Source organism: uncultured Corynebacterium sp., assembly GCF_902489365.1.
GTDB lineage: Bacteria > Actinomycetota > Actinomycetes > Mycobacteriales > Mycobacteriaceae > Corynebacterium.
In genome coordinates this window covers 14,432-27,348 of record NZ_CABTZR010000028.1, presented here as the reverse complement: position 1 = coordinate 27,348, position 12,917 = coordinate 14,432, and the positions used below count along the sequence as shown (strand labels likewise).

12 protein-coding genes and 1 other RNA gene are annotated in these 12,917 nt (G+C 61.7%); 7 read left to right on the top strand and 6 right to left on the bottom strand.

Going from position 1 to position 12,917, the window contains the following annotated elements:
• Positions 1-137: 137 nt before the first annotated feature.
• From RDN59_RS05975 to RDN59_RS05965, 3 genes are read right to left on the bottom strand one after another with little or no spacing between them, the layout of a single operon-like run.
• Positions 138-458 carry a hypothetical protein gene (locus RDN59_RS05975; protein ID WP_308607051.1) on the bottom strand — a complete coding sequence of 107 codons (321 nt, stop codon included), beginning with the start codon at positions 456-458 and terminating at the stop codon, positions 138-140.
• Between the two features lie 23 nt (positions 459-481).
• The gene (locus RDN59_RS05970; protein WP_308607050.1) at positions 482-1,465 is read right to left on the bottom strand and encodes an SURF1 family protein; all 984 of its coding nucleotides are present in this window, start codon (positions 1,463-1,465) and stop codon (positions 482-484) included.
• 31 nt (positions 1,466-1,496) lie between these two features.
• Positions 1,497-1,988: a low molecular weight protein-tyrosine-phosphatase gene (locus RDN59_RS05965; RefSeq protein WP_308607049.1), complete on the bottom strand. Its 492-nt coding sequence runs from the start codon at positions 1,986-1,988 to the stop codon at positions 1,497-1,499.
• A 103-nt stretch (positions 1,989-2,091) separates the two neighbouring features.
• On the opposite strand from RDN59_RS05965, the gene RDN59_RS05960 reads away from it, so the two are divergent.
• The 5 genes from RDN59_RS05960 to RDN59_RS05940 all read left to right on the top strand — a co-directional run bounded on the left by RDN59_RS05960 (position 2,092) and on the right by RDN59_RS05940 (position 6,712).
• On the top strand, positions 2,092-2,940 hold the full coding sequence (locus RDN59_RS05960) for a Nif3-like dinuclear metal center hexameric protein (protein WP_308607048.1): 849 nt from the start codon (positions 2,092-2,094) through the stop codon (positions 2,938-2,940).
• On the top strand, positions 2,941-3,657 hold the full coding sequence (locus tag RDN59_RS05955) for a C4-type zinc ribbon domain-containing protein (protein ID WP_308607047.1): 717 nt from the start codon (positions 2,941-2,943) through the stop codon (positions 3,655-3,657). It abuts the gene before it with no gap.
• Complete coding sequence (locus tag RDN59_RS05950; RefSeq protein WP_308607046.1) at positions 3,654-4,823, top strand: bifunctional RNase H/acid phosphatase; 1,170 nt, start codon at positions 3,654-3,656, stop codon at positions 4,821-4,823. Before RDN59_RS05955 ends, RDN59_RS05950 begins: the two co-directional genes overlap by 4 nt.
• Positions 4,824-4,838: 15 nt before the next feature.
• Positions 4,839-5,272: RNase P RNA component class A (gene rnpB, locus RDN59_RS05945), an RNA gene on the top strand.
• Positions 5,273-5,308: 36 nt separating this feature from the next.
• On the top strand, positions 5,309-6,712 hold the full coding sequence (locus RDN59_RS05940; protein WP_308607045.1) for an RNB domain-containing ribonuclease: 1,404 nt from the start codon (positions 5,309-5,311) through the stop codon (positions 6,710-6,712).
• On the opposite strand, the gene RDN59_RS05935 is transcribed toward RDN59_RS05940, so the two are convergent.
• Positions 6,709-7,980 carry a galactokinase family protein gene (locus RDN59_RS05935; RefSeq protein ID WP_308607044.1) on the bottom strand — a complete coding sequence of 424 codons (1,272 nt, stop codon included), beginning with the start codon at positions 7,978-7,980 and terminating at the stop codon, positions 6,709-6,711. The genes RDN59_RS05940 and RDN59_RS05935 overlap by 4 nt on opposite strands.
• A gap of 146 nt (positions 7,981-8,126) precedes the next feature.
• Between RDN59_RS05935 and RDN59_RS05930 the strand changes: the two genes are divergently transcribed.
• Positions 8,127-8,315 carry a hypothetical protein gene (locus RDN59_RS05930; protein ID WP_308607043.1) on the top strand — a complete coding sequence of 63 codons (189 nt, stop codon included), beginning with the start codon at positions 8,127-8,129 and terminating at the stop codon, positions 8,313-8,315.
• A 146-nt stretch (positions 8,316-8,461) separates the two neighbouring features.
• Here RDN59_RS05930 and RDN59_RS05925 read toward each other — a convergent pair whose 3' ends face one another.
• On the bottom strand, positions 8,462-10,189 hold the full coding sequence (locus RDN59_RS05925; RefSeq protein ID WP_308607042.1) for a CYTH and CHAD domain-containing protein: 1,728 nt from the start codon (positions 10,187-10,189) through the stop codon (positions 8,462-8,464).
• A 110-nt stretch (positions 10,190-10,299) separates the two neighbouring features.
• Positions 10,300-11,376, bottom strand: coding sequence for a DUF2786 domain-containing protein (locus tag RDN59_RS05920; RefSeq protein ID WP_308607041.1), 1,077 nt, complete (start codon positions 11,374-11,376; stop codon positions 10,300-10,302).
• 199 nt (positions 11,377-11,575) lie between these two features.
• On the opposite strand from RDN59_RS05920, the gene RDN59_RS05915 reads away from it, so the two are divergent.
• Positions 11,576-12,913, top strand: a complete 1,338-nt coding sequence (locus tag RDN59_RS05915) for a glutamine synthetase family protein (protein ID WP_046647739.1) — start codon at positions 11,576-11,578, stop codon at positions 12,911-12,913.
• Positions 12,914-12,917 lie beyond the last annotated feature (4 nt).

Genomic DNA, 12,917 nt, shown 5'->3' with positions numbered 1-12,917 from the left:
TCTGACTCGATTACCAGGTTCGCGGCTTCACGCCGGTACTCCGGCGTGTACTTCTTGCGCTGTTGACTCACAATGAACATCCTCTCTTACGGACACAAGATCCGTACAAATAGGGTGTCCACTAAACGAGGGTAACCTCAGGTTTCTTTGAGCGCTTGGAAGATTGTTTCTTCGATCTGGTTGAGTGCGACGTTTTCTTTGCGATATTCGTTACCGTAGATGCCTTGGCAGTGCCCTGGATAGAAACTCATGGAGAAGAACCTGACACAGTAGAGTCCGTTTGCCTGCTTGCCGATTCGGAGACATTCTTCTTCACTACCGTTGATTGGCGACACTGCTTCTGGCATGTCTTCGTCCCAGTTGGGAATGCAGTTCTCAGCGGTGCAGCCAGCGGCTTCAAGTATACTGTCGGAAATCTCGGTTTCGGTCGCTTCTCGCGTCCACGCAATCGCGTTCATGATCGTCCCCTTTGGGGGCGAGGCTAGTAGCGCTCCTGACCGCGCTCGCGGATCTTCTCATAGAAGTCCGGCTTGGCGGAGCCATAGCGCGAGCGGGAGCGGCGCGAAGGCTGCGTTCCGGCCGCAGGCGTCGAAGGCTGGACAGAAGGCGTTGTGGCTTCGGGGTGCTCGCTCGCAGGCTCCTCGTGCTCGGAGCTATCGAGGTCCGCGGCCGCATCGGGGGAGCCGGCGCCGGTGCCAATAGCTGTGGCAGTGGCCTCAGCAATCAGGGCATCCTCATCGCGGGCGCGGCGGCGCTCCCGGATCTCGGACCACACGAAATACGCAAAGCCCAGCGGTGCCATCACACCGAAGGCAATCCACTGATAGCCGTAGGAGAGGTGGTTGCCGCGGTCTAACTTTGGAACCGGCAGCGCATGCAGCTCACCTGGCTGCTCGGGGGAGAGTTGGAGGTAGTCGTGGGCGAGGGGGACGTCGACAAGCTCTGCAATCTGCTCCGTATTGATGGAGTAGACCTGCGTGTAACCCTGCTCTTCAATGGGCGCGGAGGTGTGCTCGCGCTCGTTGTAGCGCGCCATGCCCACGATGGTGACCTCGCCCTCCGGGGCCGGATCGATGTGGGGGACGGAGTTGCCCTCATCCGTGGGCATCCAGCCGCGGTTGACCAGGAAGGTCTCACCAGACTCGGTTTCAAAGGGGACCAGCGACTGGAATCCCGGGGCGGATTCCACCGGGCGCAGGCGCAGGAGCACCTCATCCTCCGGGAGGTAGTGGCCGGTTAGCTCCGCGCGTTCCCACTCCTTGTGCAGGGAGCCATCATCAGAAAAGACTTCGGTGACCGGCTGGGGCTCGGCGTCGTAGGCCTCCTCAATGAGGTGGTTGCGCTCCACAATCTGGGCGTCCTTATTCAGCTGCCACGGAGCGAGGACCGTGAAAGACAAATAGGAAAACGCGACGATGAAGATGAGAAAGAGCACCCACCCAGGCTTGAGGAATGTCTTAAGCATGATGACCAGTCTAGTAGCCGCGGAGAATTATCTAGCCGTGGTTCTCTTTAATCCAGTCGAGCAGACCAGGAACGGAAGCATCGATTTCGGCGCGGGTGCGGGCGAAGTCCTCCTCCGTGCCGTAGAAAGGATCCTCCACGCTGGCATCCTCCGGTGAGTTCGGATCGAAGCTGCGCATGAGGCGCACCTTGTCCTCCGGGATGCCGCGCTCGATGAGGGCATCGCGGTGGCCTGTGTCCATGGCCACGAAGAGGTCCGCGTCCATGTGGTCCGGACCCAGCTGGGCGGCCTGGTGGCCGGCGCCATCGTGGCCGCCGCGGCGCAGCTCAGCCACGGCGCGCTCATCCGCGCCCTGGCCCACGTGCCAGCCGCCGAGGCCGCAGGAGTCCACGCGCGCGAGGAGATCGAGCATGTCGGTCTCCATAGCATCGCGGGTAATGATTTCCGCCATGGGTGAGCGGCAAATGTTGCCCGTGCACACGAAGACGATGTGGAGCTGGTTGTCGTTCTCCGGAGGCGTCATGCAAAGGCTCCTTAAGCTAGAGGGGTGCGCTGGCGAACGAAAGCTAGGATATAGCAGCGACGCGACTGACGTGAAACCTGAAGCCGTATAAGGAGCAAACGAGATGGCAGAACACACGACCGTTGGCGAGATCCGCCGCGTTATCCACGAGGCCTACCCGCCGCAGCTCGCTGAGTCGTGGGATGCAGTCGGCCTGGTGTGCGGCGACCCCACGGATGAGGTGAACACCGTGGCCTTCGCCCTTGATTGCACACAAGAGGTAGCAGATAAGGCCGTGGAACTCGGCGCGCAGATGCTCGTGGTGCACCACCCGCTGCTTTTGCGCGGGGTGACCTCGGTGGCGGCGGATACCCCGAAGGGCAAGGTCATTCACACTCTTATCCGCAACGGTGTGGCCCTGCTGGCCGCGCACACCAACGCGGATAAGGCGCGCCCGGGTGTTAATGACAAACTGGCAGAACTCGTCGGCATCAAGCCCGGCCGCCCAATCGTCCCGGTGGAGCCCTATGAAAACCTCGACGGGGCCCTAGGGTTGGGGCGCGTGGGCGAGCTTGAGCAGCCCATGACGCTGCGGGAATTCACCCAGCGCGTGGCCGATGCCCTCCCGGAAACCGAGTGGGGAGTGCGTGCGGCCGGTGATCCGGAGCGCGTGGTGAAGCGCGTGGCCGTCTCCAGCGGCTCGGGTGACTCCTTCCTCGACCAGGCAGCAGCACTCGGCGTGGACGTCTACGTCACCTCCGATCTGCGCCACCACCCGGTGGATGAGCACCTGCGCGCCGCGCACCTGGCCCATCCTGAAGGCCCAGCCGTGGTCGATACCGCTCACTGGGCCAGCGAGTTTCCCTGGACTACCCAGGCGCGCGATATTGTGGAGAACGCATTGCGCGTGAACACCGAGATCATCGATGTCCGCACCGACCCATGGACGATTTCTGCGCATAAGGAGAACTAAATGAAACTGTCACAGGATCTGCAGAGCATCTTGCTGGAGCTGGCGACCCTCGAGCGCTCCCAGGCGCACGGCGGAACCCCCACCATCCCGGAGCAAGAGGAATACGAGAAGGCACAGGCTGCACACGCCAGGCTTGTCGACGCCTCCGGCTCCGCCCAGCTCGCCGTCGATGACATGGAGATGGAGATCCTGCGCATCCAGGCCGACGAGCGCAAGCTGCGCCAGCGCGAGCGCGACGATAAGGCCCAGCTCGGTGCCGCGACCGACCCGGAGACCCGCAAGGACCTGGAGCACGATCTCTACGCGGCCAAGTCCCGCATCGCGGATCTCATGAGCGAGCTGCAGGAAGCCCACAACGAAATCCATGCTTTGCGCGCCAACCTGGATGTCCACGGCGCGAAGGTCTCCGATTCGGAGCGCAAGCTCGAAGTACTCAAGCGCGCAGCCGAGGCCGCCCAAGAGGCCGCGGCGAACCGTCCGGATCCGCAGGTGCGTATCGGCGAGCTGCGTGAGCAGCTGCCCGCGGATATCGTGGCGGAATACGAGACCGTGCGGGAAGAAAACGGTGTGGGTGCCGCGGCCTTCACCGGCCGCGCTTGCGGTGGTTGCTTCATCGTGTTGCCGCCGGCCGAGCAGAACGCAGTGCGCAACGCGGCGGCCGACGAGGTCCCGCAGTGCTCTGATTGCGGCTCCTACCTGGTGCGCCCGGCCTCATGAAGCTAGTCATCTTTGCTGATGGCGGATCCCGCGGCAACCCCGGGATAGCCGGTTCTGGCACGGCGGTCTACAACGAGGACCGCTCGCAGCTGCTCAGGGAAATCGCCTACGTGGTGGGGCAGAAGTCCACCAATAACGTGGCCGAATACCACGGCCTGCTGCGCGGCCTCGAGGCCGCGGTGGAGCTGGGCGCAGACGAGGTGGAGTTCTATATGGACTCCAAGCTCGTGGTGGAGCAGATGAACGGGCGCTGGAAGATCAAGCACCCGGATATGCAGAAGCTCGCCATCGAGGCACGCCGCCTGCTGGATCAGATTCCTAGCTTCAGCCTCGAGTGGGTCCCGCGCGCGAAGAACTCTGTGGCCGATGAGCTTTCCAACGTCGCCATGGACGCCGCCGCGAAGGGCGAGCCCGTGGGCATCCTCGATATGGGTGCCGGCGACGGCGCTGAGGCCGTCGCTGCAGGTGTTCAGGACGCCGGCGGGGAGGTCGGGGGGACGTCGCCAAGCACGGCGTCCTCTACCGCGGCCGACTGGCGCCCAGAATGTGGCCCAGCCACCCGCTTCATCCTGCTGCGCCACGGCCAGACAGCGATGTCCGCCGCCAAGCAATACTCCGGGCGCGCAAACCCAGAGCTCACCGAGCTGGGCAAGAAGCAAGCGCTCGCCGCCGCCCAAGCCCTGGCGGATACCCACATCGATGCCGTGGTGTGCTCGCCACTGCGCCGCTGCCAGCAAACAGCAGCGGCCGTGGTGGAGGGCCGGGACCTGCGTGTGGAGACCGTCGAAGACCTCATCGAAGTGGACTTTGGGCGCTGGGAAGGCAAGACCTTTGCCGAGGCCGACGCCGCCGACCCCGAGCTCCACGCGCGCTGGCTGAAGGATACGTCCGTAGCCTGCCCGGGCGGGGAGTCCCTGCGCGCCGTACACCGCCGAGTCAGCGCCGCCCGCCGCGAGCTACAGCAGCGCTATGCGGGGCACACCGTGCTCGTGGTCTCCCACGTCAACCCCATCAAGTCCTTCGTGCGCCAGGCGCTCGATTCCGGCCCGCAGACCCCCAACCACCTGTTCCTGGAGCTGGCTTCGTTGAGCGAAGTTGAGTTCTTCGATGGCGGTAGCACCCTGCACCGATTTAACGATGTGGGGCATCTGGGCGCGCTGCGATAAACTAACAGGCGCGAATGAGCCGACCGGGTAAACGCGTTCCGTCGAACCGGCCCCTTCCTGGGGCTAGGCGCGGGCCGAGGAAAGTCCGGACTCCACAGAGCACGGTGGTTGCTAACAGCAACCCGGGGTGACCCGCGGGAAAGTGCAACAGAAAGTAGACCGCCGCGCCTTTCGCTTCGCTTCGGCGCAGCTTAAGGGCACGCGGTAAGGGTGAAAGGGTGCGGTAAGAGCGCACCAGCACCGTCAGTGATGGCGGTGGCTGGGTAAACCCCACTGGGAGCAAGGCATCACGGCCCGCTGGAAAGCGGGCCCGATCAGGCGTTAGTAGGCTGCTCGTCGAAGCCTGAAGGTAGCTGCTTGAGCCAACTGGCAACGGTTGGCCTGGATGGATGTTTACCACCGCGCCTTGGTGCGCGGCACAGAATCCGGCTTATAGGTTGGCTCATTCGTGCCCATACTTTTATTTTTTGGAACAATGGGGCGGCATGAAGTTGTATGCCGCGCCCTTGGACTTTCGCCCCATCGCCGAGGAATTCTCGGTTCCCACCGACTTCCCAGGAGAAGTTACCGAGCAGGCCGCGTCAGCGCAGGACCGCTACGCTGAGCAGCGCCGCGATGCCCGCGACATCCCGCTGGTGACTATTGATCCGGCCGGATCCATGGATTTGGACCAGGCAGTCTTCATCGAAGCCCGCGATGGCGGCTACCGCGTGCTGTACGCCATTGCCGATGTCGCCGCTTTCATCGAACCGGGCTCCGAGCTGGAGACCGAATCCCTCACGCGCGGGCAAACCATCTACCTGCCCGATGAGCCAGCCCGTCTGCACCCGGCGGAGCTCTCCGAGGATAGGGCCTCGCTGCTTGCCGACGTCGACCGCCCCGCCGTCCTCTGGACCTTCGACCTCGACACTGCGGGTGAGGTGGAGGAATTCTCGGTGGAGCGCGCACTCGTGCGCAGCCGCGCCCGGCTGGACTACGACCAGGCCCATGCGGACTTGGAGAATGGCACTCTGCATTCCTCTATCGCCTTACTGCCGGAGGTAGGCAAGCTGCGCCAGGCCTCCTCGCTGCGCCGCGAGGCAATCAACCTGCGTCTTCCTTCGCAGCGCGTGTCCGAGACGAATGATGCGGAGAAGGGGCACTACGAGCTGGTGATGGAGCCGCGCTATGAGGTGATGGACTATAACTCGGAGATTTCCTTGCTCACCGGAATGTGCGCGGGCCGATTGATGGAAGAGCATGGAGTTGGTTTCCTGCGTACCCTATCGGCGGCCACCCCGGAGGCCGAGGCAACTTTTCGCTCGGAAGCGGAGGCCCTGGGCTTTGAGTTGGGGGAGAGCAGCATCTCGGAATTCCTCCATTCCGTGGACGCGGATTCACCGCGTGGCATGGCGGTGATGCGCGAGGCCCAGCGTCTTTTGCGAGGGGCGGACTATGTGTGGCTGGAGGACGGTGAAGCGGATGTGCATGCGGGGATCGGCGGATACTATGCACACGTAACCGCCCCGCTGCGCCGCCTCATCGACCGCTTTGCCACGGAGGTGTGCTTGGCGCTGAGCGGTGGCTATGAGGTGCCGGAGTGGGTACGCGAGCGCGCCGGGGATGTGATTTCCACGATGCGTTCGACCTCGCAGCTGGCCTCCCAAGTGGATAAGGCGTGTCTCAACCTTACGGAGGCTACGGTTTTGGAGCCGTGGGTAGGAACCAACTTTGAGGCCGTGGTTGTCGACGGCGGAGAAAAGCGCGAGAAAGCGCGCCTCGTCGTGCTGGATCCGCCGGTGATTGGAGTGGCCGTGGGGCAACCACCCACCGGCAGTGAGACCACCGTCTCGCTGGTGAAGGCCGATGTTGCCGAGCGCGACGTGCTCTTTGCGTGGCCGGCGGACTAGTCCTCGGTAATGGCGGGGGCACCGGCCGATAGGGGGACGACAAGGAGGCCGTCCTCGGCGAGGTCGGCCGCGAAATTCGGGGCCTTGGTGCTTGGGACGTAGGCAATAACCGCAGTTGATGTCCCGGCGTGGGCGGAGCGCGCAGCGACGGCGCCGCGGGCGGTGGCCAGTTGTGCGAGTTTTTCCGCAGAGTTGAAGCCATAGACCGTGGCCAAGGCTGACTGCGATTGGGTAAGCAGTGGGAAGAGCTCGGTGCCGCGGCGTGAGCGCAAGGCGCGGGCAATTCCCTCGGCTCGCTCGGTTTCTTCCGAGTAGAAAGTCAGCCATGCTGTGGCTTGGTCGATGGTGGGCTGGTTTTCGGGGCCGTGCACCTTGTGGACGGCGGCGAGCCACTCGAGGACACGCTGGGGCGCATCCGGCAGGAGGCGCAGCGATGCAGTGCCGAAGGCGCGGCAGGCGGCGTCAATGAAACGCTCGCGGGCGCGGATTTCGGCAACAGCCTCAGCGGAATCGAAGTCACCGGGGACGGCGAGGGCAAAAGCTGCGATGTCCTTGTTGACCACGTGCGGTGCCTGGGTGACGGAACCGTCAGCGTAGTCGATGATGGTGATGGAGTCGCCCGCGCCACGCAGTGCGGCGGAGTGGCGGGCCCGCAGCGCAGGGAAGCGGGCAAAGGTGCCGACAGCTTGGGAGCATACCTCTGCGATCCGGGCGCGAAGAGGAGCATCGTGGAGATCGTCCGCGCCGCCGAGCAAGGCCAAAGCGGTCGCGATATCAATGGCTGCGGCGGCTCCGAGGCCGGCCGAATCTGGGATATCGTTGACCACGGTGATGTCGGCGCCGGCGGTCTCGCGGGTGAGGAGCTGGCGGTTGATCATGGTGTAGATGATGCCGCCGAGGCGCGCTGCGATGGCGCCCTCGGGCGCTGGGGGCTCGATGGGCTGGCCTTCGGAATCGACGCCGGGCTGCTGCTCCGCGGCGAGGGAGGAGACTTTCTCTAGCGAAATCTGGTCCTCAACAGTCTCGCCGTTGGTGTGCTCGAGGCGAACGTTGACGATGCCATCGCTGCGAGGACTCACGGCTACCGCTGCGCGGAGATCAGCCAGGCCCATGATGGTGATGCCGCCGTAGTGGTCAATGTGCTCGCCGATGAGTGCCCAGGTGGCTGGGGCGCTGGCGACATGCGCCGGCTCGGCGCCGATGTTGTCGCTGTGCGCGGCGCGAACGCGGTCGACGGCCGGGGTCGAAGTGGCAGTCCACAGGGGCATCGGGAAGGTTCTCCTTTGCTGGTGGCGAGATCCTGCCTGTAAACGGGGCAGGAGGTAGGTGACCTATCTATTCTAACGGGCGTAGTCGATGGGCGGTCTGTAGTGTGGGGTGCACTGATTACTTGCCCGACAGAACGGAGAAAACTATGGCTGAGGCTGACAACAAGTGGTTCTACGACCCATCTACCGGTGAGGTATCCCAGGGAAAGGTGTCCGGCTGGGAGAACCGCATGGGCCCCTACAACTCCCGTGAGGAAGCCGAGCACGCTATTGAAATCGCGCAAGCCCGCACTGCTGCGGCTGATGCCGAGGACGCTGCTGAGGACGATTACTAAGGTCCTGCAGGACTCCTGCAGGACGCCCCATTGAGGGGTGGTAACTCAAAGCCAACGGCCCACCCTTCGCGAGAAACGCGACGGAGTGGGCCGTTGAAATGCCTGTTCTGCCTGCCGGGCGCTGCAGCGCTCCCAGTGGGGAGGAATTAGCGCAGCTTCTTGCGCAGCGGCTTGAACGCAGACTTGATGGTTTTGAAGCTCTCCGAGTAGGCATTGAGCGCTTCCACACCGATGGCGCGCTCACGCTGGTAGAGCAGACCATAGCCAAAGGTGTCCTCGCCTCGGCGGCGTGCGGTCTCTGCCAATTCGAGCAGCTTGTCGCGAGAGGTCACCGAATCCTGGAAGTCTCCCAGGACTGACTGCATCTGCTTGCAGGCCTTGTAGAGGCTCTTCGTCTTCAACGAAGTTGCGGAACCAGCTGCTTCCGCTGCATAGCGCAGTTTCTTTGCCGCCTTGCGCATATCGTGGAAGTACTCTTCACGTTCGTGCAGCGTCAGCTCGGTATTATCCCAGTTGGAGACTGCCTTCTTGTGGCGCTTGACCAGCTTGTCATAAGCCTGCTTGAGGTGCAGGGCCATCACCGTATCAAGATCGTAGGGTTCTTCGTCCTCATCAGGCTTGGCGTGCTTCGGCTCGTGGTCCTTTGCTGACTCTTGTTCTTCAGTGAGGTCAGCGGACGCCGAATCGACGACCGCAGAGTCTTCCGTTTCACTGCTGGCAGAGGTGCTGTCGGCGTCAACGGGCGTGTCCTCACCAGCAACCGGCGGGTCGGAGAGGAAGGCATCCAATGCATCGAGCAGAGCCAAGTATTGGTCGGAATCGAGCGCGGCGATGACTCGGCGATGCGCGCGGCGGTAGGCGCGGCCCATGTCGTGAGCAATGTGCTCGCGGGTAGCTTCATCGAGGACATCGGAATCCTCGGACGCGAGGAGGTTCTGCCAACGCTCTTCCACGACCTCGGCGTCACGGGCGACGCCCAGCATGGCCGCAAGTTCCTTCAGATCTGACTCAATGCGCTCGATTTCGGGGCCCACCACAATGCCGTGGAAGGTCTGCAGGTGGCTGCGCAGTTCACGGGTGGCCACGCGCATCTGGTGAACTGAATCCCACTCATCGCGGCGAACCCGTGGATCATATTCGACGAGCTTGTCCCGGTTGGCTTTCAATGCGTCCACAACCGCTGCCGCGGGTGAGCCCGGCTCCACGTTGGACGTGGCAAGCGACGGGGGAAGTTCGACATTGTTGATGGATTCACCCAACGCCGACTTCAACTTGGACGGCGAGGAAGAAACCCGAGCGCCAGAGCTAATCAATAGGGAAGTGGCGTGCCGCAGTAGAGCGCTGCCTTCCTTGGATCCGGGGAGCTCCCCAGCGAGCTCGACTTCCCACTCACGCCACGAGCTCTGGGAGCCACCCGGAAGGAAGGAGAAGGCGGTGACATGGTCATCACAGAACTCAGCGACCGGCTGGTCATCGGCGTTGACAAGGAGCAATTCGGTGCGGTTGTTGTCGACCTGCGCAATGGGCTCCAGCGGATGAGTGCGGATCACTGAGCGAACCTGGTGGAGAAGCTCGGCTGGAACCTCGTACTTGCCATCAATTGGTTCGCCGAGTTCGGCGCGAATTTCGGTGCGGCCCTCGGCACCGGGGATCTTGATGTGCCAACCGTCATCATTGCCGCCGGTGCGACGGCGCAGCGTGATCTTGGCGTGAGTAAGGCGAAGGTCCTCCGTGTCGTAATAAATCGCCGACAATGATTGGTGGCGGGTTTCTGCTACTCGGGCAACTTCGTCGAGGCTGGTGAGATCGGGCGTCGGCGTGGCTTCATCCACGGCGAACTTGGCTTCGATTTCAAGGAACGTCTTCGGAGACATGTACACACCTTCGTCGGGGAGCGAAAATTTAAAGAGGAGGCACAAAACCTCTACACATCCATCTAGTTTACCTAGTCATTAGAGCACTTGTGCCAGCCTTTGAGTCCGCCCTAACGAGTGAGTTGGGCACGTCCTGGCAGCCCTGAGGAGTCACCACTCAAATGAGACTTTTCCGCAGCGGATGCCCCGGCGGACACGCCTGCTCGGCTCCCCATAGCTAAAGATATGGTGCGGGCGTTGGGAAAGAGCTGATCTACTGCCGCTTCTGCGCTACGCCGGCGATCTTCCACCGCTGATAAAGATTGTTGGGCAAGGACTACTGCATCATGCCCAAGCCCCGGATTGCGTGCTGTGGAAGCTGTTGCGTCTGTACTTTGTGGCCCCAGCGTGGTGTTTGCCTTATCTAAGAGCTGACCGATTCGGGTGGCATAGGACAAAATGAAGCTTCGGCGGAAAGCTGCAACACTGCCGAGTTGGCGTGCGCTTTTCGCGTGTTCTCCGTGGTGCAGGTGCCACTCACACTGCCGAAGAAGCGAAGCGAAGAGGTCGGTGACATGGTGGACGTCCTCTCTAGCTCCGAAGACTGTGATGATCCCTTTGGGGTGAAGCTTCAACACAGTGCATCCATTTCGATCCGCGATGATGCTGAGGAGAGTGGTCTTGTGGTTGATGTAAGGGGCGCTGATGTGAAGGCGCGTGGAAACCACGGAACTGGGCGAAGCATCGAGCGTGTCATCGAGCCGATGTCGTTGCTGCAGGCTTTGTGCCTTGGCAATGAGCGCACTGGCTTCCTCCTCGTAGGGAGTGGATTCGGCCTTCCGCAGAAGGTGGGAGATTTTGGTGCGGATTTTATCCTCCTTGCTGCTATGCGCTGACTGGGAGCTATTTTTCTCAGGCACGAGCACGTCAACGTCACGAAGTATCGGAAGCAACATGGTTGCTTCGATGAGCCGTGTCAGTTCATCGGTGGACATGGTCATCGAAGCAGGCGGAGTCAAACTCAACCACTCCTTGCGCAACGCAGTGGAACTAATCTGCGCGGGTACCTGGCCGGCGGCACGATAAATGAGCGGGTGGCAAAAGTCGCCCACGACGTGAAGAAGATCCTTCGGAGACCATCCTCGTTGGGCCGCCCGGATAATGAGGTCGAGTCCTTGCTCGCTCAGTGTTGCGTGGTTGGTGCTCATGGAAATCACATTCCTATCTTTGTTCGTACATCAGTTTGGATATGGAGCCATTCAAGCATGTGGCAGCGACAAGGGTTCGGAAGGTCGAAAAAATTTGCCCCCGAGATACTCTTGCCAACTGGGGTGATAGATGACGCTGCGGGGGCAAAAGAGCAAACGCCCAGCCGCGGCTTCGGCGCGCGGCGGTAGGGTTTAAAACATGAACAGCCAACACGAATTCGTCCTTCGTACAGTTGAAGAACGCGATATCCGCTTCATCCGCCTTTGGTTCACTGACATCCTAGGGGCGTTGAAATCTGTGGTGATGAGCCCCTCCGAATTGGAATCTGCCTTCGAGGAAGGTGTTGGCTTCGATGGCTCCTCGGTGGAGGGATTCTCCCGTATCTCAGAGGCCGATACTATCGCCATGCCGGATCCCTCAACGTTCCAGATCATGCCCTTCGATAAAGAAGAACCAGAGCTGTTGTCAGCGCGCATGTTCTGCGATATCACCCAGCCCGATGGGCACCCTTCTCTAGTGGATCCGCGCCACATCCTGCGCCGGCAAGTCACAGAGGCGGCCAATGAAGGATTCACGTGTAAGGCCTCACCGGAGATCGAGTTTTATCTCCTTGAGGATGCGCGCGATATCAACAACCTCATTGCCACCGACAACGGCGGTTACTTCGACCAAGCCACCCACGATAACGCCCCGAGTTTTCGCCGCCGGTCGATGTATGCGCTGGAATCCATGGGCATCGCTACGGAATTCAGTCACCATGAAACCTCACCCGGGCAGCAGGAGATCGACTTGCGTCATGCTGATGTGCTGTCCATGGCAGACCACATCATGACGTTCCGCTACCTCATCAAGGAGGTGGCTTCCCAACAGGGCGTGCATGCCACATTCATGCCCAAGCCTTTCGAAGACCGCTCGGGATCGGGAATGCACACCCACCTCAGTCTGTTTGAAGGTGATTCCAACGCCTTCCACGACCCCGACGATGAGATTTCCCTCTCTAGTACGGGACGGCAGTTCATCGCCGGCATTCTTGAGCATGCAGTGGAAATGACGGCGATCACCAACCAGTGGACCAACTCTTACAAGCGCCTGATGTTTGGTAGCGAAGCCCCGGGGTCGGTGACCTGGGGCGTGTCTAACCGCTCGGCCCTCGTCCGAGTACCGACTTACCGCCTGTCCAAGGAAATGTCGCGACGGGTAGAGATTCGCTCTCTAGATTCAGCGATGAACCCCTACCTGGGATATGCGGTTCTCCTGGCCGCCGGATTGCGCGGTATCAGGGAAGGCTATGAGCTCGGTGATCCGGCCGAGGACAATGTCCATCAGCTGACCCGCCGTGAGCGCCGTGCGATGGGGTACAAGGACCTGCCCAGCAGCTTGGACCAAGCACTCCGAGAGTTTGAGCGCTCCGAATTCATGGCAGAGGTCCTCGGCGAGCACGTCTTTGAGTACTTCCTACGCGCAAAGTGGGACGAGTGGCATGAGTACCAGCAACAGATCACCGCATTCGAATTGCGTAACAACCTGAACTTCTAGGAGT